25 protein-coding genes are annotated in these 24,275 nt (G+C 40.2%); 7 read left to right on the top strand and 18 right to left on the bottom strand.

Annotated features, from left to right (window positions below; translation table 11 throughout):
• Positions 1–7: 7 nt before the first annotated feature.
• Positions 8–673, bottom strand: a complete 666-nt coding sequence (locus MKY77_RS09885; protein ID WP_237661893.1) for a YkyA family protein — start codon at positions 671–673, stop codon at positions 8–10.
• Between the two features lie 210 nt (positions 674–883).
• Between MKY77_RS09885 and def the strand changes: the two genes are divergently transcribed.
• Positions 884–1,438 carry a peptide deformylase gene (def, locus tag MKY77_RS09880; RefSeq protein WP_339145661.1) on the top strand — a complete coding sequence of 185 codons (555 nt, stop codon included), beginning with the start codon at positions 884–886 and terminating at the stop codon, positions 1,436–1,438.
• Positions 1,439–1,580: 142 nt separating this feature from the next.
• On the opposite strand, the gene MKY77_RS09875 is transcribed toward def, so the two are convergent.
• Together MKY77_RS09875 and MKY77_RS09870 are read right to left on the bottom strand one after the other, a co-directional pair.
• Positions 1,581–2,378: a Cof-type HAD-IIB family hydrolase gene (locus MKY77_RS09875; protein WP_339145660.1), complete on the bottom strand. Its 798-nt coding sequence runs from the start codon at positions 2,376–2,378 to the stop codon at positions 1,581–1,583.
• A gap of 19 nt (positions 2,379–2,397) precedes the next feature.
• Positions 2,398–3,303, bottom strand: coding sequence for a DMT family transporter (locus tag MKY77_RS09870; RefSeq protein ID WP_339145659.1), 906 nt, complete (start codon positions 3,301–3,303; stop codon positions 2,398–2,400).
• Positions 3,304–4,320: 1,017 nt separating this feature from the next.
• On the opposite strand from MKY77_RS09870, the gene MKY77_RS09865 reads away from it, so the two are divergent.
• Together MKY77_RS09865 and rnjA are read left to right on the top strand one after the other, a co-directional pair.
• On the top strand, positions 4,321–4,530 hold the full coding sequence (locus tag MKY77_RS09865; protein ID WP_237661889.1) for a DNA-directed RNA polymerase subunit epsilon: 210 nt from the start codon (positions 4,321–4,323) through the stop codon (positions 4,528–4,530).
• Between the two features lie 6 nt (positions 4,531–4,536).
• The gene (gene rnjA / locus MKY77_RS09860; RefSeq protein WP_339145658.1) at positions 4,537–6,204 is read left to right on the top strand and encodes a ribonuclease J1; all 1,668 of its coding nucleotides are present in this window, start codon (positions 4,537–4,539) and stop codon (positions 6,202–6,204) included.
• A gap of 374 nt (positions 6,205–6,578) precedes the next feature.
• On the opposite strand, the gene MKY77_RS09855 is transcribed toward rnjA, so the two are convergent.
• Complete coding sequence (locus tag MKY77_RS09855; protein ID WP_339145657.1) at positions 6,579–7,259, bottom strand: TrkA family potassium uptake protein; 681 nt, start codon at positions 7,257–7,259, stop codon at positions 6,579–6,581.
• A 158-nt stretch (positions 7,260–7,417) separates the two neighbouring features.
• Between MKY77_RS09855 and MKY77_RS09850 the strand changes: the two genes are divergently transcribed.
• Together MKY77_RS09850 and MKY77_RS09845 are read left to right on the top strand one after the other, a co-directional pair.
• Entirely contained in the window at positions 7,418–7,882 is a 465-nt protein-coding gene (locus tag MKY77_RS09850) for a helix-turn-helix domain-containing protein (RefSeq protein ID WP_339149781.1), read from the top strand.
• Between the two features lie 118 nt (positions 7,883–8,000).
• Complete coding sequence (locus MKY77_RS09845; protein WP_339145656.1) at positions 8,001–8,366, top strand: hypothetical protein; 366 nt, start codon at positions 8,001–8,003, stop codon at positions 8,364–8,366.
• 295 nt (positions 8,367–8,661) lie between these two features.
• Here the strand turns inward: MKY77_RS09845 and MKY77_RS09840 are convergent, their stop codons facing one another.
• The 4 genes from MKY77_RS09840 to MKY77_RS09825 all read right to left on the bottom strand — a co-directional run bounded on the left by MKY77_RS09840 (position 8,662) and on the right by MKY77_RS09825 (position 13,662).
• On the bottom strand, positions 8,662–10,509 hold the full coding sequence (locus MKY77_RS09840; RefSeq protein WP_339145655.1) for an ABC transporter ATP-binding protein: 1,848 nt from the start codon (positions 10,507–10,509) through the stop codon (positions 8,662–8,664).
• Between the two features lie 17 nt (positions 10,510–10,526).
• Positions 10,527–12,281 carry an ABC transporter ATP-binding protein gene (locus MKY77_RS09835; protein ID WP_339145654.1) on the bottom strand — a complete coding sequence of 585 codons (1,755 nt, stop codon included), beginning with the start codon at positions 12,279–12,281 and terminating at the stop codon, positions 10,527–10,529.
• 304 nt (positions 12,282–12,585) lie between these two features.
• A complete protein-coding gene (locus MKY77_RS09830) occupies positions 12,586–13,035 on the bottom strand; it encodes a redoxin domain-containing protein (RefSeq protein ID WP_339145653.1) in 450 nt (149 codons plus the stop codon).
• An 84-nt stretch (positions 13,036–13,119) separates the two neighbouring features.
• Entirely contained in the window at positions 13,120–13,662 is a 543-nt protein-coding gene (locus tag MKY77_RS09825; protein ID WP_010192747.1) for a peroxiredoxin, read from the bottom strand.
• Positions 13,663–14,051: 389 nt separating this feature from the next.
• Between MKY77_RS09825 and MKY77_RS09820 the strand changes: the two genes are divergently transcribed.
• On the top strand, positions 14,052–14,891 hold the full coding sequence (locus tag MKY77_RS09820) for a mechanosensitive ion channel family protein (RefSeq protein ID WP_339145652.1): 840 nt from the start codon (positions 14,052–14,054) through the stop codon (positions 14,889–14,891).
• 196 nt (positions 14,892–15,087) lie between these two features.
• Here MKY77_RS09820 and MKY77_RS09815 read toward each other — a convergent pair whose 3' ends face one another.
• The 5 genes from MKY77_RS09815 to MKY77_RS09795 form a co-directional block, all read right to left on the bottom strand.
• Entirely contained in the window at positions 15,088–15,333 is a 246-nt protein-coding gene (locus MKY77_RS09815; RefSeq protein WP_063561288.1) for a YkuS family protein, read from the bottom strand.
• Between the two features lie 71 nt (positions 15,334–15,404).
• Positions 15,405–16,535, bottom strand: a complete 1,131-nt coding sequence (locus MKY77_RS09810) for an N-acetyldiaminopimelate deacetylase (protein WP_339145651.1) — start codon at positions 16,533–16,535, stop codon at positions 15,405–15,407.
• A gap of 65 nt (positions 16,536–16,600) precedes the next feature.
• Positions 16,601–17,311, bottom strand: a complete 711-nt coding sequence (gene dapD / locus MKY77_RS09805) for a 2,3,4,5-tetrahydropyridine-2,6-dicarboxylate N-acetyltransferase (RefSeq protein WP_339145650.1) — start codon at positions 17,309–17,311, stop codon at positions 16,601–16,603.
• Positions 17,312–17,817: 506 nt separating this feature from the next.
• Positions 17,818–18,651: a DUF368 domain-containing protein gene (locus tag MKY77_RS09800; RefSeq protein ID WP_339145649.1), complete on the bottom strand. Its 834-nt coding sequence runs from the start codon at positions 18,649–18,651 to the stop codon at positions 17,818–17,820.
• A gap of 82 nt (positions 18,652–18,733) precedes the next feature.
• Positions 18,734–19,618: a LysR family transcriptional regulator gene (locus MKY77_RS09795; protein WP_339145648.1), complete on the bottom strand. Its 885-nt coding sequence runs from the start codon at positions 19,616–19,618 to the stop codon at positions 18,734–18,736.
• Between the two features lie 108 nt (positions 19,619–19,726).
• Between MKY77_RS09795 and MKY77_RS09790 the strand changes: the two genes are divergently transcribed.
• Positions 19,727–20,470: a sulfite exporter TauE/SafE family protein gene (locus tag MKY77_RS09790; protein WP_339145647.1), complete on the top strand. Its 744-nt coding sequence runs from the start codon at positions 19,727–19,729 to the stop codon at positions 20,468–20,470.
• Between the two features lie 480 nt (positions 20,471–20,950).
• Here MKY77_RS09790 and MKY77_RS09785 read toward each other — a convergent pair whose 3' ends face one another.
• The 5 genes from MKY77_RS09785 to MKY77_RS09765 all read right to left on the bottom strand — a co-directional run bounded on the left by MKY77_RS09785 (position 20,951) and on the right by MKY77_RS09765 (position 24,273).
• On the bottom strand, positions 20,951–22,459 hold the full coding sequence (locus MKY77_RS09785; protein ID WP_339145646.1) for an MDR family MFS transporter: 1,509 nt from the start codon (positions 22,457–22,459) through the stop codon (positions 20,951–20,953).
• 112 nt (positions 22,460–22,571) lie between these two features.
• Complete coding sequence (gene cbpB, locus MKY77_RS09780; RefSeq protein WP_339145645.1) at positions 22,572–23,033, bottom strand: cyclic-di-AMP-binding protein CbpB; 462 nt, start codon at positions 23,031–23,033, stop codon at positions 22,572–22,574.
• Positions 23,034–23,219: 186 nt separating this feature from the next.
• Positions 23,220–23,390, bottom strand: coding sequence for an antirepressor AbbA (gene abbA, locus MKY77_RS09775; RefSeq protein ID WP_237661875.1), 171 nt, complete (start codon positions 23,388–23,390; stop codon positions 23,220–23,222).
• Positions 23,391–23,422: 32 nt separating this feature from the next.
• The gene (locus tag MKY77_RS09770) at positions 23,423–23,941 is read right to left on the bottom strand and encodes a ribonuclease H-like YkuK family protein (protein ID WP_339145644.1); all 519 of its coding nucleotides are present in this window, start codon (positions 23,939–23,941) and stop codon (positions 23,423–23,425) included.
• Between the two features lie 188 nt (positions 23,942–24,129).
• A complete protein-coding gene (locus MKY77_RS09765; protein ID WP_187442508.1) occupies positions 24,130–24,273 on the bottom strand; it encodes a hypothetical protein in 144 nt (47 codons plus the stop codon).
• Positions 24,274–24,275 lie beyond the last annotated feature (2 nt).

The following is a 24,275-nucleotide window of genomic DNA, read 5'->3' as shown; positions in this document are numbered from 1 at the left end:
AGAGATCCTAATTGTTATAGGTAACATCCAAACCTGCTTTTTTGTAAAATTCTAGTTTGGCTTCATTATATTGCACAGTATAATCATTGAAAGAATCATTTGCTTCATTGATCTTATCGTATTTTTCATTTAGATTATTGATTTGCATTTGCAGTTCTTCCAATGTAAGGTCTTCTGTCTGAAAAAGCTCATACATATCCTTCTCAATTACCATCGATTCCTTATAGTGATTCCATAACGTCATATAAGCTTCATAACGTTGCTCCATAAGTTGATATAAGGACTGAGCTTCTTTTTTAAGCTCTTCGTCCTCCAACGACTCCATGGAAGCCTTCACTTCTTCAAATTGTTCACGTGCTGCCTCAATGCTCTTTTTCTCTTCTTCCATTGCGGCTTCTTTTTCCTCTACCAATCCAAGTCCTTCTTGTGAAAGTTTGACAATCTGATCAAATTCTTTCATGCCAAGGCTTAAGATCTCTTCATAAATGGCAGATTCCTTTTTTTCCAATTCCAATAAAGGTTCTTGTTGTTCTTCAAAGCTTGCCTCTAGCTCCACTACCTTTTCCAATGTCTCAAAGATCTCCTGCTCTGGAGATTCCCCATTCGAACATCCTGATAATAGTAGTGAAAAAGCAAGAGCACCAGAACATATACTACTTTTCCACAAACGCAATTTAAATCCCCCTTACATTTCTTCTCTTTAACTATAAATTTTATTGCTAATTTTTACAATATTAAATTGATATAGAATAAAATAACCTTGATCATCTGAAATGTTTTATCTCCATCTATGCTTTTGATAAAATATATCATGATTCATATTAGTTACCATATATACTGATGTATAGAGTATATTATATGTATTAAGGATAGGAGTGAAGTCATGCTTACAACCAATGATATTATAAAAGAAGGACACCCTACATTACGGACTGTAGCGAGTGATGTCGCACTTCCCCCATCACAGGAAGATGTCGCTATACTTGCAAAAATGATGGAATATCTCCAAAATAGCCAAAACCCGGAAGTTTCCTTGCAGCACAACTTACGTCCAGGAGTAGGATTGGCAGCCCCGCAAATCAATATTGCAAAAAAAATGATTGCTGTTCATATTACAGATGAAACAGGGAAATTACATAGCTATGCACTCTTCAACCCGAGGATCATCAGCCATTCAGTAGAAAAAAGCTACCTGACTTCTGGAGAAGGGTGCCTTTCAGTGGAAAGGGACGTTCCAGGGCTTGTACCTAGATATGCAAGAGTCACGGTGAAAGCAACCAATTTGCAAGGCGAAGAATTGAAGCTCCGACTTAAAGGCTTGGTAGCCATCGTTTTTCAGCACGAAATTGATCATTTGCAGGGGGTCATGTTCTATGATCATATAAACAAGGAGAATCCATTCCAGCCACCTGAGGGCGCTTTGCCTATTGAACGGTAAAAGCAAAAATAAAAGCCTGATCGATTTTACCGATCAGGCTTTTATTTTGCATATTGCAAATCGCAGCGGATTTCCGATCAAGATCAAGGCGTTCTTCTTTAAGTCCTAATAACACTCACTCATATAGGCTGTAACGACATTACTATGATATAACTGACTTGTTCAGAAGTCCCACAAGCTCAAGACCATGTATAATCCCATCTTCTGCTACATCCTTCGTAACATGGTTGGCCACTTTCAGTAACTCTGGATGGGCATTCCCCATCGCAACACCCGTTCCGACGTAGTCAATCATTTCCACATCATTCAAGCCATCCCCAAAGGCGAACACATTTTCCTTTTTAAAAGGAAGCCTCTCTAGCATCCTTTGGATACCGATTGCCTTTGAGCCACCCCTAGGCAAGATATCAGTGGAATATTGGTGCCACCTGATAAAGTGAAAATCATTATAGGAATCCACGTAGCTTTGTTGCTCCGTATCTTCAATAAATAATAATGCCTGATAAATTTCCGTTTCATCAAGGAATGAAGGTCCAAATTCCGGATGTGTAAACTTCAAGCTTTCCATGCTTTTTTGAATGAAAGGATGATCCTCTACATTCGCCTTCATCTTCTCATGATTTAAATAAACAAGGGGATGAGCCAATTTGTCCGCATTAATACGGAGCTCATGCATTTTTTCGTTATTAAGTGGGTTTTTGTAAATGACTTCCCCTTCAAAGACAACATATTGCCCGTTAAAACTTACAAATGTATTGATATCCAACTCTTTGCGTAAATCCTCGAACATAAAAGGGGCCCTTCCTGTTGCAATCGCCACATATACGCCACTTTCCTTTAACTCTTTAACAGCCCTCTTTGTTGATTCAGGCAATTCCTTTTGATGGTCGAGTAGTGTACCGTCTATATCAAAAAATACTATCTTATCGTTTCTTTCCATCTTAACCACCTTACTCTTTTTAGACTGCAATCTTTTTAGCCATTTTATGTTTACTTGCTTTTGTTTTGTACGAAGACAAATATACACCACTGAAGATGAGAATCAAACCGAAAAGCATATGAAGCGTTATTCTCTCTCCCAATAAGAGACTTCCCCATATCATGGCAGTGATAGGGACTAAATATGTCACCAAAGAAGCAAATTCCGCACTCCCTTCTTTTACCATGTAATAATATAGAAGGTAGGCAAAACCTGATCCAAATACACCCAATCCTATTAAAGAAAGGAGGATATCCATGCTGCCCACTGCCATAAAACCAGAGGGTTGGATAATTGCCATCATCAGCCCTGAAATCACACCTGCCATAGCTAGAGTGCTAAAGGATATCACTGCTATAGGTATGTTCTGTAGGTATCTTTTACTGAGATGCGCTCCAAATCCATAACATATGGTCGCCCCTAGCATCGTTCCTACACCTAAGAGGTTATCGTGAAATAGCTGGAACAAATTTAATTCCAAGAGGACCATTATTCCAAAAAAGCCAACACCTACACCTATCCACTGCATTTTTTTCATTTGGCTTGCAAAGATTGTAAATCCGATTAAAATGGTCCATATCGGTGTAGTTGCGTTGACAACAGATGCCATGCTGCTACTGATCGTCGTTTCGCTAACAGCAATCAGCGCCCATGGAAGTGCATTATTTAGTAGCGCAATGAAAAGTATAGGGATTAGCGGGAGCTTTCTTAACGTATTAAGTTTTCGCTGAACTAGGAGTATTACAAGTAGTGTACCCGCTCCAAAGGCACATCTCCAGAAAACGACACCCCAAACCCCAAGGTCCACCACAAGCAATTTAATAAATAAAAAAGACATTCCCCATATCAAACTTAGTGTCAATAATGCCAAATACAGACGCTTCATCTCGTTTACCACCTTGCATTCTTAGGGTATCGAAATAATACATGAAGAAAGCGTTTTCTGTCAATGAAAATTTCACGCTTCGATTTCAATTTCAATTGCACCAAACGACTTATTCCCAACAAAGCATTTATATGTTAATCTGATAGTAACCATACTTGATTCTGCGTACATTGTTCAGAAGTGAAAAGCCATTCCTTATGTACTGAAATTTCGTATATTTACCAGCAACAATTTTATCTGTTTGACACATATTAACTAGTAACAAACAGATCGTACCTTGAGTACAAGGAGTGAATGCTTATGTTAAGAAGACTGAGAAAGAAAATACTGCGTAGAATGAACAATATTCTCAAACGAAAAACGATTGCTTAGTCCATTCCGTTGATGAGTCCTTCTACTTTGAAGGGCTCTTACATATTTTATCGACGATTAAATTTTACAAAGAAAACATTGGTAACTATAATAGGAATAAGCTTTCGTGAATTCTCTACATAAATACTACTGCTTTTAAATTCATTTTCAATTGGAGAAGATAGAAAAAGCCTCTTTTTAGAAAAGTCTATTCTCGTAAACTTTGTTGCTTTTACGTATTTTTATTCCGACCGTTATATTCTTTACTGTCGTACTCTTTTCCCTGTAATACTAAATTTGCTACGTGCATAGCAAGAGTTAGTACGCAGTAAAAAGTCCAATTGCCGACTTTTTACTAGTAAATAGCAACAATCTTTGTGAAAAGAGCCTTAGAAAAACATGAAATCTTCTTTAATATCGTATATAATATAGGTTAATAATGGCTTTTTAGCCAATGACCGGCTATATAGATATTTCTAGGAAAGCATTATTTAGTAACGCGTTGTCTTTTTGTAAGGAGAAGAGCATTGTAGCTTGACACAAGATTGTGGGTCGACGGACACTTCCGCGCCCTTCCCTTGCATTAAATAACTATATATACCATTATTCACTGCTATACAAGAGTAGCGGATTGATGGGCAGAAACTTTAATAAGGAGAGATAGGAATGTTATTTAAAGTGTATTACCAAGAAGACGTTGCAGAAGCACCAGTTAGAGAAAAAACGGAGTCTCTTTATGTAGAAGCTTCTGCAGTCTTTGAGGTCCGTAGAAAACTGAAGGACAAGCCGTATAACATAGAATTCATCCAGGCAGTATCCGGAGACTTCTATGAGTATGAAAAGCAATCTGAAAACTTTAAAGTATTGGAGATCTGATAGACAATGAAATTTGTAAAAAACAATCAAGCAGCGGTATTCGCTTTAGGCGGGCTGGGTGAGATCGGGAAAAACACCTATGCCGTCCAGTTCCAGGATGAGATTATCCTGATTGATGCTGGAATCAAGTTTCCTGAAGACGAACTACTTGGAATCGACTATGTTATACCTGACTATACGTATCTTGTGAAAAACCAAGAAAAAATCAAAGGTCTTTTCGTCACTCACGGACATGAAGACCATATTGGGGGTATTCCATACCTTCTTCGCGAAGTGGACATTCCCGTTTACGGCGGCAAGCTCGCATTAGGCCTGATCAAAAACAAGTTGGAAGAGCATGGTTTGTTACGAAAAGCAAAATTAATTGAAATTCAGGAAGATGATATTATCAAGTTCCGTAAAACATCGGTAACATTCTTCCGCACCACCCACAGTATCCCGGATTCTTACGGAGTTGTTGTCAAAACACCTCAAGGGAATATTGTTCACACTGGTGACTTCAAGTTTGACTTCACTCCAGTGGGTGAGCCAGCTAACTTAACAAAAATGGCTGAAATCGGAAAAGAAGGTGTCCTTTGCCTATTATCTGACAGCACAAACAGTGAAATTCCTGACTTTACAATGTCAGAACGCCGTGTTGGTGAGAGCATCCAAGACATCTTCCGCAAAGTTGATGGCCGTGTGATCTTCGCTACATTCGCATCCAACATCCACCGTCTACAACAAGTGGTAGAAGCAGCTGTAGCACATGGCAGAAAGGTTGCAGTATTTGGTCGAAGCATGGAAGCTGCCATCAATATCGGTCAAGATCTCGGCTATATCCAAGCGCCTAAAGATACATTTATTGAAACAAACCAGATTAATCGTATGCCGGCTAACAAAGTCACTATCCTTTGTACTGGTAGCCAAGGGGAACCTATGGCCGCACTATCCAGAATCGCAAACGGTACTCACCGCCAAATTCAAATCATTCCTGGAGACACGGTTGTATTTTCTTCTTCCCCTATCCCAGGAAACACATTAAGCGTAAACCGTACGATCAACATGTTGTTCCGCGCAGGCGCTGATGTAATCCACGGTTCATTAAGCGACATCCATACTTCTGGTCATGGTGGTCAACAAGAGCAAAAGCTCATGCTTCGCTTAATAAAGCCTAAATACTTCATGCCGATTCACGGTGAATACCGCATGCAGATTACACACAAGCAACTTGCGATTGATTGTGGCGTACCTGAAGAAAACTGTTTTATCATGGACAACGGTGAAGTACTTGCACTTGGTGAAGACGAAGCATCAGTAGCAGGAAAAATCCCATCCGGCAATGTTTACATTGATGGAAATGGTATCGGAGACATCGGAAACATTGTGTTACGTGACCGCCGCATCCTTTCTGAAGAAGGTCTTGTAGTTGTGGTTGTAAGTATTAACATGAAGGACTTCCGCATTGCTTCTGGTCCGGACATCATCTCACGTGGCTTCGTTTATATGAGAGAATCCGGTGACCTGATCAATGACGCACAATCCCTGATCTCCAAACACCTTAATAAGATCATGGAGCGCCGCACCACACAATGGTCCGAAATCAAGAATGAAATTACAGATACTCTTGCTCCATTCTTATATGAAAAAACAAAACGCCGTCCGATGATTCTTCCTATTATCATGGAAGTTTGATGGTGACAAACTGAAACGCCCCCGACTTTTTGGTCGGGGGCGTTTTTTCGGTGGATATTGAATGATCTATCGGTGAATCTGGTGGTAACAGTACCCAAAAAGTAGAATATGTTGGACTCTAAAGGATTCTTTATCACTGTATATACTTTGATTGTGACATTCAGCAGGATTATTGTGACTTTTTCCAGCTTGATTGTGACTATTTTTAAAGTTATTGTGACTTTTTCACTCATTATTGTGATATTTCGGATTCCGCTAGATTAGCGTACACCAGACCGCCATCAACATGCACCTTCATTCCATTTCACAAACAGACGAAAAAACCAGCAAAGGCCTCACCTTGCTGGTCCATACAAAAAATTAAAAATCACTCATCATTCTTCCACAACATTCTTCTCAAATCGGGTAATATCCGTATCTGCCCCGATGACAATCAAGATATCCCCTTGCCTGATCGCATCTGTCGCCTGAGGAGAAACGATGATATCCTTCCCTCGTTTAATGGCAACAATGTTGATTCCATATTTAGCGCGTATGTCTAGATCAATTAACGTATTACCATCCAGACGTCGACTAGCGACAATCTCCACAATACTATGCTCATCAGATAGCTCCAGATAATCTAGAACGTTATTGGACACTATATTATGGGCTATACGCCTTCCCATATCCCTTTCAGGATGGACAACTTGGTCGGCGCCAATACGACTCAATACTTTTTCATGATAGTCATTGGTCGCCTTGACCGTTATATGTTTAACGCCAAGTTCCTTCAAAATCAGGGTCGTCAAAATACTCGCTTGGATGTTGTCTCCAATGGCAACGATTACATGATCAAAATTACGGATACCGATACTTTTGAGCACAGCCTCATCCGTAGTATCGCCAACCACCGCATGTGAGGCTATATTAGCGAACTGGTTCACTTTTTCTTCATCATTATCAATCGCGAGGACTTCTACTCCCTCGTCACTTAATGCCTTTACCATACTTCCCCCAAAACGCCCTAGGCCTATTACGGCAAATTCTTTTTTCTTCAACGATTCTTCCCCCATTTATCAAGGTTATGTATAAATACTATTGTATCATAAACCTATTTTCCCTATATCGAAAATTTATTCTTCTAATCATATTTTATGAAAACCATTGTACAACTGTAATTAAAAGTGTAAAATTACACATATATTATAAAAAGGAGCACTTTAACTATATGATGAATCAATCAGAAGCTATTTCCTTGATATCAAGTAAAATTAAGCTCATTCGTACGGAATTTGATTACACTCAAGATAAAATGGCGGAAATCTTGGGGATTTCCAAGAAAACATTGGTACAGATCGAAAAAGGAAGGAACCAAGCCGGCTGGACCGTTTGTGCAGCCACCTGTGCCCTGTTTAGGGAGAGTCAAGTACTAGCCTCTGTACTCGGTGCTGACCCATTAGAAGTCATAGAAACAATCGCGCACGAGAAAATTGATGCACCTAAGGATAAGACATTGGGCGGAAAAGTCTGGTGGAAAGAGATAAAAATGCTGGGCTCTTTCCGTCTTCAGCAAAATGTCATCAGTCAGCACTATCGAATTTTGGATGAAATGGATTTCCGGTGGTACAGCTCTTTTGAAAAAGCGGATGCGTTACAAAAGTTGGAAGAGCTATCAAGACAAAAGAGGGGAGAATGAGTAAATGGATGTCAATATTGTCTTTCTGATCACTATACTATGTCCCATTTTTCTGGTTGCCTGCTATATAACGGAAAAGCTTGATTATTACTAATTCAAAAGGTGGGAGGTTAAAGCGGTGAGTAAAAAAATCCTAATCTTTCTAATCCTTCTTTTGATTTTTCTGCTGTCTATTGGAAGTTTTAAGGCATATGTGATAGCTGGGGAACAAACAAGATATACGGCAATATCGGAGCATTTGATGTTAGAGCAGGGATATCACCAAAATGACACCATAAACATAGATGTGAATTATTGCTTTTCATGTTTGGTTCTTTCCTATGAGCCATGGGTTATTTCTGTTATCTATGAAGATGAACCTGAGGCAATTTATTATTATCGTTATTCTAATGGTGAAGTTACTCAAGAAGGTCTTTCTGGAAGCACTCCTGATGAATTGTACCATCACCTTGAAGATGCTCCTCCGGATATCAAGAAAAGATGATATTGCCTTTTATTACATACAAAAAAGACATCGGCCAAAAAAACGATGTCTCAGACTGTTGACAAACCCTAATAATCTTTAGATTTTCATTTACTCGTTGATCTCCGTTACAGCCGCTTCGCTTTCCGCGGGCGGTCCGGGAGCCTCCTCAGGCTGCGCCCTGCGGGGTCTCCCTTGTCCCTTCCTCCCTCAGGAGTCTGCGCGCATTCCACTACAATCAACTTGAAAACTTTATGAAATTTACTTTGTTTAAACACTGAGACATCGGCCCAAAAACCGATGTCTCCTTTTATTCTCAGCTTACATCCTGCATCGTAAATTGTGCTTTTACTAAGTGATAATAGATACCGCCATGCTCCATCAACTCACCATGATTGCCCTGCTCCATGATATTCCCATGATCAAGGACAATGATGTTATCTGCCTCGCGAATAGTAGATAGACGGTGAGCGATAATGATAGCCGTCCGACCTTTCAAAAGCTGTTTAAGTGCAGTCTGTATCTTCACTTCCGTTTCCGTATCAATACTAGCTGTTGCTTCATCTAAAATAATGATGCTAGGATCGGCTAGTAACGCACGTGCAAAGGAAATCAATTGTCTTTCTCCGACAGAAAGGACATTTCCCCTTTCCTCAACTTCTGTATCATACCCATTTTTCAAGCGCTCGATAAACTCGTTTGCGCCGACCGCTTCAGCAGCAGCCCTTACCTCTTCGTCGGTGGCAGTAGGGCGACCGAAGCGGATATTATCATTGATAGTCCCTGAGAAAATAAAGGTATCCTGTAAGACCACACTGATTTGTGAACGTAAGCTTTGAAGGGAAATGTCGCGAATATTGTAACCATCAATTTTCACTTCTCCGCCTGTTGCATCATAGAATCGTGAAATCAAGTTAGCGATGGTAGTTTTACCAGAACCCGTATGCCCCACCAATGCGACAGTTTGCCCTGCTTCCATTTTCAATGAAATCTGGTTCAACGCCGTGCGCTTACTGTCATAAGAAAACTCCACATTTTTAAATTCAATCTCTCCGCGGATTGTTTCCAGATTGACTGCATTATCCTTCTCATCAACTATCGGTTTTTCATCCAAAAATTCAAAAATACGTTCGGAAGAAGCCATCCCGACAAGAAGCATATTGTAAAGTTGACCCAATCGTGAAATCGGCTCCCAGAACATTCCTAAATAGAATGCAAAGGAAATGAAGATCCCGACCGTTAGAGTACTGGAACCACCCGTCATACTTAGTTGGATAAGGTAGGCTCCAAACCAGATAAGAATGGCTGTTCCAACCGCATTGGTCATTTCAACAAATGGACGGAAAATGGCATTCTGTCTAGTCGCATTTTTCCAGGATTCAAAGTTTTCCGTATTGATGCGGTCAAAGAATCCCATGTTCTCTCTTTCTTGCGTAAAGGATTGTGTAACCCGGACACCTTGGATACTTTCATTTAAATGGGAGTTCAGCATCGATTGCTTAATACGAACATCCTGCCATGCTCTTCTGATCTTTCTACGCAAGCTTGTAGAAATGAAAAACATGATCGGAAGGATAACCAAGATGGCTGTTGCCAATTCCGGACTTAAAGTAAATAGAATGACCACGATACCAATCAATAAAATAAAATCCATAAGCAGATTGATAACACCGTTTGTAAACAATTCCTGCAAAGAGTTGATATCATTCATGATACGAACAAGGATAGAACCAGCCGAACGTTGATCGAAAAAGCGGTGGGACAGACCTTGTACATGTGTGAAAAGGTGCTTCCTTAAATCATAGATGACATTTTGTCCAAGCATGTTCATCCATCGGATCCTCAATGCATTCGCCACATAAGATATGACATATAAAACGGAAACAATCACCGCCAGTTGTACAAGCATATCCATATCTTTTTGTTTTATAGCAACATCGTATAGGTATTTACCGATTATGATTGGTATTGCCAACCTTACAGCAGTTGCAATTAGCATCGTTATGATTGCTAGCGGCAGCAAGGTCTTGGAGTATGGTTTCATATAAGAGAACAGTCTCCACATCTGTTGCCAGTTGAACGGTTTTTCGATCGCCTGGTCAGTAGAATAGTAGAATCTCTTTTTTACATTGTCATTCAATTCAATTTTCTGTTTTTTGCGCACTTTGTTTCACCTGCCTTTTAGTTAGTCTGAGCTTCCAAAACCGTTTTTTGGTCCTTGTACTGGATATCATAGATTCTACGATATGCCCCATTCTTTTGGACAAGCTCGTCATGTGTTCCGCGCTCTACGACTTTTCCTTCTTCTAATACGAGGATTTCATCCGCATGTTTAAGAGAGGAAATACGGTGAGCGATGATAAAGGTTGTTCTTCCAGCCAATGCAGCCTTTAATTCTCTTTGTATATTAAACTCCGTCTGCATATCTACTGCACTTGTTGCATCATCCAAAACTAAGATACTTGGATCAAGGATTAACGCACGAGCGATGGCGATACGTTGTTTCTGACCTCCGGAAAGGCCCATTCCGCGTTCACCAAGCATCGTATCGTAGCCGTCAGGAAGTTCCATTATAAATTCATGCGCCTGTGCCATTTTCGCAGCACGAACAATTTCTTCCATTGAAGCATTTGGTCGCCCATATGCAATGTTTGATTTAATAGTGGAAGAAAATAAGAAAGATTCCTGTAGTACAAAACCGATTTGGTTTCGGAGGGAATACAGCGAGTATTTATTGACTTCTTCCCCATCAATTAAAATACGGCCGGACTGTGGCTCATAAAATCTTGTAATAAGTTGGGTGATACTTGTTTTACCAGAACCTGTCGCACCTATCAATCCAATCTGCTTTCCAGGAGGTGCCTCAAAAGATACATTTTCAAGGGCCGTTTTATCCTCATTTGGATAACGGAATGTAACATCCTCAAACGTTACATGCCCTTTTAAATTTGGGACATCCTTCGCATCTGGTGTGTCTTGAATATCCTCTTCTGCCTCTAATATCTCCAGTAATCGTTCCCCGGATGCTTTTGCTTGGGAGAACTGATTGATGACAAATCCTAAGTTCGCAATCGGCCAAACAATATACCAGACTAAACTGAAGAATGCTACTAGTGCCCCTTCAGACAATTGGCCATTGATTACCAAATAACCTCCAAATGCAAGCAAACCCACCACACATGCATTACCGATGAATTCCATTAGCGGGAAGAATTTTGCCCAGACATTAGATGTAGTAATATATTTTTCCTTGTAATCTACATTGGAATTATTGAATTTGTTAATTTGATAATCTTCACGAGATAAAGATTTAACCGTGTTAATGCCACTAATATTCTCCTGTACATTCGTATTCAATTTCCCGAATGATTTACGTATACCACGGAATGCAGGGTGAACCCTTTTATCAAAACGATAGGTGACAAAGGCTAGAAAAGGCATAGCCAACAATGTGACAAAGGTTAAAGCCACTGAATAATAGAACATTAAACTTAAACTAATGGTTACTAACAAGACAAACCGTATCAGTTCGGCAAATCCAAATGATAGGAAAAACCTGAAACCTTCTACATCTGCTGTCAGTCTTGACATCAAATCCCCTGTCTTCGCATTGTCATAATAACGAAACGGTAGGAATTGCAGCTTTTCATACAATTCGTTTCGTAAGCGATACACCGAACGGATCCCGAAAAGGTCACCTAAGAATTGATTGTAATAGGTAAATAATCCCTTTAATGCCATGATTCCAATGAATCCAATTGCAATATATGGTACGTATTGGAATTGTTGTTTTTCAATAATTTCATCAATCGTCACCTGTAAAATAACAGGATAAATGACGGTGATGACCGTTACTAAAAGCAAAAATATCAAGGAAATATAGAAATTTTTGCGATAAGGCCAATAAAACTCTTTAAGTTTCTTAAAAGTCTCCACATGTATTCCCTCCCTTTGTTAACTCATGCTGGAAAATATAAGATAGTATCTAATATATCGAGTTTCGAAATATTTATCCAGTCTTTTTTTGAAAAATTTAAATTATTTATACTATTATTTTATTTCTTTGCATGGGACATTGTAAGTGACACAAAGACGGAATTACCCTACATCTTTAGACGGAGAAAAGAACAACTTTAGAGTATATGAGAATTGGTCTGTTAAATAGAATCAGTTGTTGGTTGCGCTGAATAGAAAAAAGGATCACCTTTTTTAAGGCAATCCTTTTTTCATTCATAAAAGCTTATTTCTCCATTTCACCCAATACACGATTTACACGTTTTTCAAGCATTTTCATCCCACTTCCGCCAGCCTGGAAGTGGCGGAGATTACCTTCAGCATCAAATACATAATAAGCAGGTACATATTGATTTTCAAATGCATCTGTTAATTTATGTTCACTGTCAACGAAGATCGGCTGAGTGATATCATGCTCACTTGCAGTCTTCTTGATGGAATCGAGATTCAAGTCGTCCTCAGAGCGTGGCATGTGAACTGCAATCACGTTTAACTTGTCCTTGTAGTTATCTCGAAACTCATTTACTTGTGGCATCGCTTCTTTACATAGATGGCAGCTTACGGACCAGAAATGAATAAGTGTCGGCTTCTCGCCAATCAGGTCCACTTTGGTTACCTGTCCGTTCAACCATTCTGTCGCGCCAGTCAATTCAGGCATCGGGGAGCGTAATTTCATTCTTTAAAACCTCCTATTATATCTATGTAGTGCAAAGAAAAGGCCTAACGAAAAACGTTAGACCTTATTCTTGGTTGCATCAAATTATAATGTAGCTTGTCCAGGCTTCCAGTTCGCTGGGCAAAGTCCACCAGTTTGCAATGCTTGAAGTACACGTAGTGTTTCTTCTACATCACGGCCGATGTTGTTGTGGAATACTGTTTGGTATTGTAATTCGCCTTCTGGGCTGATGATGTATAATCCACGAAGCGCGATACCTTCATCTTCAATAAGAACTCCGTAGTCGCGAGATACAACGTGATTAGTGTCAGCAGCTAATGGATATCTTAATTCGCCAAGACCGTTGTCTTTGCGATCTGTATTGATCCAAGCTAAGTGCGTGTGGATAGTATCAGTAGATACTCCAATGATTTCTGCATCTAAGTCTTCGAACTCTTCGTAGCGATCAGACATTGCAGTGATTTCAGTCGGGCAAACGAACGTGAAATCCATTGGGTAGAAGAAAAGTACTGTCCACTTATCGTTTTTCATGTTTTCTTCTAAGCTTACTTTTCCAAATTCTTTGTTTGGTAATACAGCGTCCATTTCAAAACGTGGAGCTTGTTTACCTACCATGCGTTCTGCCATTTGTAAATCCCTCCAAGTTGTAATTTCAAATGAGAATATTAATCAATAATTCTCATTTAGTTATTTAATCAACATCAACTATTATAAACCACTCTTTATTTTTAGTCAATGTTAAATGATAATTAATTTAATTTAGACCAAAAGCAAATCATATAACCTTCTCCATTTTCACCTTGTTGGTATTCCCTTAAGATTAAAAATGTAACCTTAGAGTTTAATGGGAATTTTTTCTCCATACTTATAATAACATTCTTTACTTTTAGGAAAAAGTAAAAAGCTTATCCGTTCACATCCTATAAATAATTTGGTTTTCAGTCCTGAATACTTTATAATGCCTTATTAGAACTAATTATCATTTTTTCCACAACAGAGAAGGGAGTTTAAGTTTAATGGTATTTGATCTATCTAACATTGACATTTATGCTATCTTGATTGCCGCAGGGGTTATCTTACTCAAATTACTAGTAATCCTTATCGTGTATGCAATTGTGAAGTCTATTGGGACTAAAATAATTTCCCGCACCTTCAATAGAGCTACAGAAAGACAAGGAATTTCCCTAGGAAGAGCCAAGACACTTGAGAAACTTACGATAAACATTTTTACATATGCTTTAATATTTTTCCTTGTGATAATGGTACTCGAAAACGTATTTGCAGTAGAAACCACTGCTATTTTGGCTGGGGCTGGGGTTGTAGGCCTTGCCATTGGATTCGGCGCTCAAGGCATCGTCAGTGATGTCGTGACTGGGTTCTTTCTACTATTAGAAAAGCAGGTCGATGTGGATGACTATGTTACAACCGCAGGCTTTTCAGGAATTGTGGAAGAGGTTGGTTTGCGTACGACTAAAATCAGGGATTTTGATGGTTCCCTACATTATGTACCCAATCGTGAAATATCCAATTTAACCAATCATTCCAGAGGAAATATGCGGGCTCTTGTCGATATAGGCATTTCTTATGATGACAATATCGATACTGCCATCCAAGTTATGCAAAGCGTGTGTGACCAGGTTGCTGCAGAAGATGAAACAATCATTGAGGGACCAAACGTTGTAGGCGTTCAAGGCCTCGGTGACTCTGATGTAGTCATCCGCATTATCGCCAAAACGGACAACATGCAACAATGGGCAGTAGAGCGCAAGTTGCGCAAAACCCTTAAAGAAGCGCTTGACGCAAATGGAATCGACATTCCGTTTCCTCATCAGGTCTATATTGAGAAAAAGGATTAAATTTTTTATTGGAAGTCCAGAGCGCACACACACTCTGGACTTTTTTTGCTTACAGCAGCTCGTTGATTAGTAGAAATGCCGAAACCACTTTATTCATTAAAAATATCTTCATCCTTCCATTGATCATAGACCCCCTATGAATAGAGGTCCCAAACCAAAGTCGAAGCAACAAAAAAAGAGCCAGCTCGGCTCTTTTTTAATGGTTGATTCTGCTTTCCACCTGTTGGCAAATCTGGTCAGCTGTCATTCCACTGGCTTCAATTACAGAACCAGCCGTGACACTATTGGAGATACCCATTACATTATTGTCTATACCTGTTACCACACAGCAGTCACAGCCCTTAGCATCGTTTTCGTTCGTCAATTGAACAACATCGTAGCCTTTTTGCTGCAAAGCTTCTTGAACATCTGTCAAGGATTGTTCTACACCGATTTTTGGCATATGTAATCCACCTCCTCTTTGTTAATGTGGCTTGAATTCGCCTTTTTATACTAAAGAGAAGATGGATTTTGTCAGTTCGCTTTAAAATTAATGTAGGAAATAATAGTACTGATGGCAACACCGATTGCATCTTCATTCGGATTAAGTTTTGAATGATGCAATCCATATGGAGATTCTGCCCCAAGCCAGAACATAAATCCGGGAATATTTTCAATCATGTACCCGTAATCTTCGCCTGTCATGGCCTCCTTACATTCCACCACATTTGTATTGGTGTTTTTCACAACATACTGCATGAACTCTTCTGTCAGGGCATGATCATTATCCACTTGATGGTACATGCTACCATAGTCGATGGATGTTTCGCAGTTAAAGCCGACTTCTACACCATGGACAAGTGCTTCTATACGTTCCTTGACCTTTTTCATGCTTTCAACAGAAAGTGTACGTATGGTACCTTCCAGTCTTGCACGTTCGGCTATGATATTTTGTACAGTACCGCCTGTGATCTTCCCTACAGTTATTACGGCGCTGTCAAGCGGATCTACATTTCGTGCAATGACAGTCTGTAATTGCGTTACTAATGAACACGCGGCAACCACCATATCATTTGTTTGATGCGGGTAAGCCGCATGACCTCCCCGGCCTTTGAGATCAATGAATAATTCGGATGTGTTTGCAAATAGTAAACCTGGTTTAGTCGCGATCGTCCCAACCGGATATTCAGGAGCGATATGGAGAGCAACAATCATATCAGGCTTCCATGCTTTGAAGATATCAGATTGAATCATGGGCAGAGCCCCACCCGGGCCCTCTTCAGCTGGCTGAAACATGAAAAGCAGGTTATCTTTAGGGGGATGTTGAGAATAATGCGTCAGGATCCCTAGAGCTATACTCATATGCATATCATGACCGCATGCATGCATCATCCCCTCGTGAAGCGAATGAAAAGATAACTCTGTCTCTTCGTTGATTGGCAAGCCATCAATATCCGCTCTGTAACCGATGGTTTTAGAAGAATTGGTTCCCTTCACTCTTACAAAAATCCCAGTCTCCCATATTTTTATTTCCATATGGTCCTGGGGAAGATTCTGAATGTATTGAAGCAAGTATCCTTGCGTTTTTGTTTCCTGAAATCCCTTTTCCGGAATTTGATGTAAGTCTCTTCTTATCTGAATGAAGGGATTGATCAAATTTGACACGATTCTACCTCTCTTTCTAAGAAAAAGACGTGGAGTAATCACCCACGCCTTTCCTCATCGATATTTTAAAGTTGACGAAGTTCTTGTTTAATTTCTGTTTTGGATTTCGTCTTTTCATCAATTTCTTTGATTTTCTTTGCAGGTGTTCCGGCAACCACCGTGTATGGTGCCACATCGTCAATAACAATGGCACCTGCTGCTACAACTGCGCCTTTTCCAACCGTTACACCCTCAAGTACTACTGCGTTTGCTCCGATTACCACGTCGTCTTCAATGACAACCGGTTTTGCGGAAGGCGGCTCGATTACTCCAGCAAGTACAGACCCTGCACCAATGTGGCAGTTTTTGCCGACTGTAGCTCGTCCTCCTAGTACTACGTTCATATCAATCATGGTTCCTTCTCCAACCACGGAACCGATATTGATAGAAGCTCCCATCATGATGACAGCATTGTCGCCGATTTCTACTTGGTCACGAATGATTGCGCCAGGCTCGATACGAGCTTTTACCCCTTTCATGTCCAAAAGAGGAATAGCAGAGTTGCGACGGTCGTTTTCCACGACAAAGTCTTCAATCTTCGTTTCGTTTGCTTTCAGTGCCGCTTCAATATCAGCCCACTCACCGAATATCACTCCACTATTGCCATTTAAGAAAGTTTTGGAAGAAGCACCAAAGTCGATACCTTCTACCTCCCCTTTCACATAAACCTTTACAGGTGTAGATTTAGTACTGTTTTGAATAAAAGAAATAATCTCGTTTGCGTCCATCATTTTCATTATGTAATCCTCCTAAAACAATAAAGTCTTTATCCCTTTACTCTATCAAACAAAGAAAAGTGTGACAAGTAAAAAAATTACTCACTTATTTCCATGTAAAAAAACCGAGTAATAAACTGGTTGGTTAATCGCCCCTGTTCCTTTCCGCAAATGGCAACACTTATCTAGAGGGCGACCTTGAGTCTCCTCGGCAAGCCCGCAGGCAAGCGAAGCTCCTGGAACGGGACAGGATTTTATACTTTCTCTCTCAAAAAAAAGAGAAGTTTTTAAACTTCTCTCAGACTGTTGACAAACCCAATTTATTTTTGGAATTGCATATAATTGTTGATCTACGTTTCAGACGCTTCGCTTTCCGCGGGCGGTCCGGGAGCCTCCTCGGGCTACGCCCTGCGGGGTCTCCCATGTCCCTTCCTCCCGCAGGAGTCTGCGCTTCTTCCACTACGATCAACATGATATTTGCATATCTTGAAGATTAAATAACTTTGTCTACACACTGAGAGAAGTTTTTAAACTTCTCTTTTTTGTACCATTCTTTCATTCGTTCTGGCAATGAATTGGACAATGATAACACCTGCAATGAAGGTCAGTACGCAAACAACATTCACAAGCATACTTGATGAAAAGCCTTGGTACACCACTGCAGTGGAACCCATCACAAGCCCGATAATCGCAGCAAAGGTCATCTTAGGATAATGGTGAAGTACATACTTAATAACTTTACTTGATACGATAAACCCGATGGCAACCCCTGCACCGATTACAAGAATAATCGGCAAGTTCAACCCCTTCAAAGCAGCTATTGCTGTCGCATAATATCCTAAAATCAATAGAACAAGTGATCCGCTTATCCCTGGAAGCAACATACTCATACTTGCCAGCCACCCAGCAAAAAACAAACTAATGGCAGAACTGAGGGACAATGTTTCAATGACAGGCCTGGTGGATTCCTGTAAAAACGCCATGGATGCCACCAAAACAAGGGGAATTATTAATGCAATATAGTGCCTTGCGGTAAAGGTATTCCTCATGTCGGACTCTTTTGCCAATAATGGCAATACACCAATGATCAATCCCAAAAATAAAAAATGAGTAGGTTCTGGGTATGTTTTCAATAAATAGTCAAGGATATGACTGAAAAGCAACAGTGCTGATACAATCCCAATTCCTAAAGGTATAAGGAACTTAAGGTGTTTGGCCCAATCCTTACTGAAAAAACCACTGATCGCCTCAATCAACCGATCATAAATTCCAAGGATAAAAGCAATGGTACCACCACTCACTCCAGGGACTACATCACAGATTCCCATTAAAATACCACGATAAATATTCTTCCATTCCATATAAAATCGTTCCACCTTAATCTTCAGTCTAGTTTCTCAAGTTTATATATTACTACTAGTGGGAGGGATTATCCAATAAAATCTATTCTTGATTGTTTGCTATTTGGTATTCCGTTACGATATCCATGAATGCTTGCACCTGCTTCAGGTTAAATGCAGACTCATATCCGATCAGCCAGGTATCTCGGTGAAGGTTGGAGACATCATCTTCTTCAAGGGGAATTTTTTTGATGTTCTCATAATCATCCTTCAACGTTATGGAAGGTAATATCGCATAACCAATCCCGTTAAGAGCCATTTGCTTACATGTTTCAATTTGATCCACCACTATTGTCCGTTTAGGCGGCGCTTGAAACTTTTTGTGCCACCAAACCTGGATCTCTTGATAGTAGGTGGAATCACTTTTGAACTGAATAAATGGCCTTTCTGTATGCTCAAGTTCTGAAAGCTCTTCAATCTCTGTATCCACCAGGTATAAATTGTCTTTAAGAAGATGTTTTTTTACACCCTTCCATTCCGGATTTCCCCGAATAATCCCCACATGCACCTCATCTTCATACAGACTTTTTACAATATCACTACTCCATCCTGTTACAAGGGAAACTTTCGCATTTGGATATTTTTGTATAAATCTTTTCAGAACCTTTGGCAGCCAGTACTGGCCAATGATGGTCGCAACTGCAATCTTCAGTGTTCCATACACTTCTTTATCAAGGGATGTTATTTCTTCCCTTACTTTTGCATTCTTTGCCAACACCTCTTCAGCAAACTCTACAATCTTCTCCCCTGCAGGTGTAATCAGCAACCCTTTTTGTGTCCTGATAAAGATTTTGGTATTCCAGGTCTTCTCAATAGATTGTAATCTCTGAGAGAGTGCAGGTTGAGAGACAAATAGGCGCTCCGCTGCTTTTCTCATGTTCTTTTCTTTGGCTAGAACGGCCAAGATCTGAAATTCTGATGTATTCATGCTATAACCTCGATATAAGTTTTTCTTATAGTATATCTTAATATTTATGTAATTTCATTATGACTTTAATAACCATACAATAAAGCAGGAGGGAAGGAGGAGAAAATAATGGAAACGCCTTTTTATATTTTTATTGTAATTGGTTTTATTGCAACATTCATCGGTACATTCGGAGGAGGTGGCGGCCTAATCAACCTGCCATCCATGTTGCTGCTTGGAGTTCCAATCCATACCGCTATTGCTGCAAACAAATTTTCCAACACATTCAGTTCATTCTCCAGCTTCTATACAATTTGGAAAAGAAAAGAAGTTAATGTCAAGCTCGGTTTATCAATTGTACCTTATACTATTATTGGTGGAATAATGGGTGCTTTGCTTGCATCCTTTTTGACGGAGGAAATCCTTCTAAGGGTTGCTTTGGTACTAATGTTTCTAGCCACATCCCTGAATATCTTAAAGTCACGCCTTACTCCTCAGAAAAATGACGATTCCCCGCCAAAACTCTTTTACCCCACCTATATTGGAATAGGTGCTTTTGACGGATTATTCGGTCCTGGGCAAGCCACACTGCTCATGCATTCCTTCTTAAATGCTGGATACTCTTTCCTTACTAGCATTGGGCTTACCAGACTACAAACCTTTTCAAGCTGTTTTGTTTCCTTTATCGTTTACTTTTCAATGGGACATTTTGATTGGAGGGTTGGTTTGGCTCTTGGCACCGGGTCTTTACTGGGGGCTCAGACAGCTGTTCGACTAGCGGACAGGGTCTCATTTCTTCCATGGAAAAAGATACTTAGTGGTTTCTCCGTTTTTCTTTTAGGATACTTGATTGTGAGAATACTAATCATCTAACTTGTTTATCGCAGCTTTACTCTCCAAAAATGGCTCCACTTCAAAGAGGTCTGATAAGTTGTATGAAGGCCTCTTTCGCTGAGTTTCCAGGTCGCGGAGGTTTTTGGTCTCGGGTGTGAACCTCTCTTCTTTTATTTCCGCTACACTGAGGTCTTCATCACCACTATGAAGACCTCTCCCCTTCTACTTTCACTACACTGAAGTCTTCATCCATCCTATAAGGACCTCTCTCCCTCTACTTCCGCTACACTGAGGTCTTCATCACCACTATGAAAACCTCTCTCCTTCTACTTCCGCTACACTGAGGTCTTCATCCATCCTATGAGGACCCCACTCCCTCTATTTCCGCTCCTCTGAGGTCTTCAATCCCCCCATGAGGACCTCTCTCCCTCCATTTCCGCTCCACTGAGGGCTTCATCCCATCAAGTTTTGCATCTACCAAAAAAATACCGATATTCCTAGTGAATACCGGTACCTCCATTATTCTTTTTTAGGCAGGAGTAAAATCAACAAAAAGCTTATGACAGCAAACCCTGCAACAACCAAATATACCGTATGCAGCGCTGAAGTCAGCCCGTCCTGCAGCAGGACCTTCATGGAGTCAGATAATTGATTTCGTTGTTCTTCGTTTAACAACAGAGTCGTAGAATCAAGAGAAAATTGTTCTACCGCCCCATTCTCTCGCAAATGCTCCTGAATGCGCGAATTTAATATTCCCCCAAGTAATGCAGCACCAATCGTACTTCCTAGTGTTCTCATAAACATATTCGAAGCGGTTGCCACCCCACGCTTCTGCCATGGAACATTACTTTGGATGGAAACGATAAATGCCGTTGTGGAAAAGCCCATTCCTATTCCAATCATAAAGGAACCGAATGCCGCCCACACAGGCCCATCATCAGGGCTGAGTGTCATAAATATGATGCTTCCCATAATCAAAGCTATTCCTCCAATTATGGACGTGGTCCTGAAGCCTATTTTCAATAAAAGCCTGCCCGCTATCATCGCGGCAATCGGCCAACCGATGGACATGGTTGTAAGTGTAAAGCCTGCAACAATCGGCGGCCTTTCCATTACACCTTGTACAAAAGCTGGAAGAAAGCTTGAAATCCCTATCAGCATGACTCCTGTCGTCATAGAGGTTGTATTGGCAATTAGGATGGACCGTTCCTGCCAAATATCAAACGGCATCATCGGATCCTTCGCTCTTCTTTCCTGAAATACAAACAAGGTGATGGTCACGGCAGATAGGGCGATAAGAGATAGGACAGGGCCTGATGTCCATGCCCATCTTACCCCACCTTCCACCATCACGAGCATAAATGAGCTCACAGACAGAAACAACAATCCCGCACCTGCATAATCAATGGAGTGCTTTTTCTTTTCCACTCCCTCATGAAGAAATAAGTATAATCCTACGATTGCCAGTATTCCAAGTGGGATGTTGACCCAGAATACAAATCTCCAGCTGACAAATTGAACCAGCAATCCCCCTATTGCAGGGCCAAGTATCGCCGAGATCCCCCATACGCTGGATAGATACCCTTGTATTTTTGCTCTTTCTTCCTTTGTGTACATGTCCCCGACAATGGTGGAGGCAATCGGCATGACAGCCCCTGCACCAAATCCTTGAATAAACCGAAAGACGATCAGCATCTCGATGGATGACGCCATTCCGCATAATAGTGAACCAATTAAAAATACGATGATACCGAAAGTAAGGATCGGCTTCCTTCCAAATAAATCGGAGAGCTTGCCATATATCAAAACTGTTACAGCATTCATCAATAGATAGGACGAGAATACCCAGCTGTATAATGAGAAACCTCCTAAATCAGCTGCAATGGCAGGCATTGCTGTAGAAACGATGGTAGCCTCAATGGCAGCCATGAACATAGCGAGCATGATTGCTGCCAATACAAAAGGCCTCTTTGTTTTGTTAGGAGAGGCTTGTTCCAATACTTGTCTCTCTAATGTTGCTGTTCCCATGTCTTCCCCTTCTCTCTTTATTAGTCAAACGAACTATTTCGTGCCTCTATGTAAATTGTACCTATTAACAAATATATTGCAACCATCAGCTAGTGGGCATAAAAAAAAGACCTTACAATTCAAGGTCTTTTTCATTATTATTCTTCTGAAAGTGTGTATGCAAACGATCTAATATAGTTCGTCTAGTCAAAATCCCTTCAAACAAATTGTCCTCGTCCTGTACACAGACAAAGGGGTGGTCTACAAGTAATTCCAAACCTTTTTCGACCGTATCGTTCACATTTAAACACGGAAGCTCTTTATTCATTACATCCTCTACTAGCATGTGCTCCAATTTGTCAAACTCTATTCGTTCCAAGCCCAATATGGAATCCATGATATGAGTTGTACTGACCAATCCATGCAATCTATACTTGGGATCTAAGACCGGTACAGCAGTATAGCCCGTTTTTGTAAGAACCAATAATGCATGTTCCAGATTATTTTTTACCTGTACATGTGCCACACGTTCTGCGGGAATGATTAAATCTTTTATCGTTGCTCCTAAAACCTTGCTACTTTGGAGGCTGATCATAAATGTTCTTCCTCTCTTTATTTACTCTCTAATACTATATGCTAAATCATGCAATTGACCAATATCATTGTAGCATACATTTGACTTGGACTCGAATTTTAACAAAGAAGAAGTTGTCGTCTTTCTTCGACATGTTTCTACGCATAAAAAAACTGCCTTATGAGGCAGCTCGTTTCAATTATATAATTATGATATTTTATCGTACAATTCGATAAGCTGCTGATAGGTCTTTGTTTCCAGTTTCTTATCTCCTATCTCAATATCATTTATTTCACTAATCACCAATTCTTTGGCGACATCTGTTGATATCAATAAGGTCACTAGCAGTTCTTTTTCCTCCTGTGTTAAAGTCACCATTCCTACTGTACAACTCCTTTCCATGATAAGCTTTACTTTGTATAACGGTTTGCATAACAGAAGGCTGCGTATGCATCCGGCTTTATTTTGGCATCGAGCCCCATGGCCGTGATCCTGCCTGTCATTTCTTGGATAAAATCTTTGGTCGCACCTTTTTGCCCTATGTCTAAATGAATCTCAAAATGGAAATCAGCTCCGTGTTCCAAGTGGGGCAGTAACAGGTTCTGTATCTTTTCGAGCTTCTCCACTGTGAACTGCATCGCAATTTCCTGACTTAACGCAGTCTCAAGCGATATCTTTTCATGAAGGCTTCTAATGGCCCTATTGACGATATAGGGTCTTACGCACCCCCAAGCGCCTTTGCCCACTCTGTGGAGGTGAACAGCCGTCATAAACTTTGTCTCCCGTTGATGAACATGGGAATCGGTACCGATGGACAGTAAGTAAGGTGCTCTTACATCTTTTTGGATAAATAAAAGGATCTTTTCATAAGCTTGTTCAAAAGTAAGGTAGCCGTGGGTAATATTTATAAACTTACTGGGGTTATCCATTTATCCACTTCCTTTTCCGTACTTCCTATATACTTATATGTCCCTTCCTCCAAAAAAATTAATATTTTCTTCCATTGTTGTTAGGTTGAATGACAAATATATCTACATTATGGTCTCGATTCTTAATGATTTATACCTTCCAAAACGGATTTTTGCCCACAAAAAAACCAAGCTAAAGCTCAGCCTGGTTATCCTTTACTTGTTTGGATTTGAGATTTGGAATAGGCGCAATGTGGGCAACGATACATAACATTTTGATTGGAATGTGCAGTAAGCACTTTATCCATCACTTCATCCTTATTACACTTCGGACAATGAACTGTTGGCATCATAT

It is taken from the genome of Sutcliffiella sp. FSL R7-0096, assembly GCF_038595065.1.
Lineage (GTDB): Bacteria > Bacillota > Bacilli > Bacillales > Bacillaceae_I > Sutcliffiella_A.
Note: the sequence above shows the minus strand (reverse complement) of the source record. Positions and strands in the feature narration are given on the sequence as shown.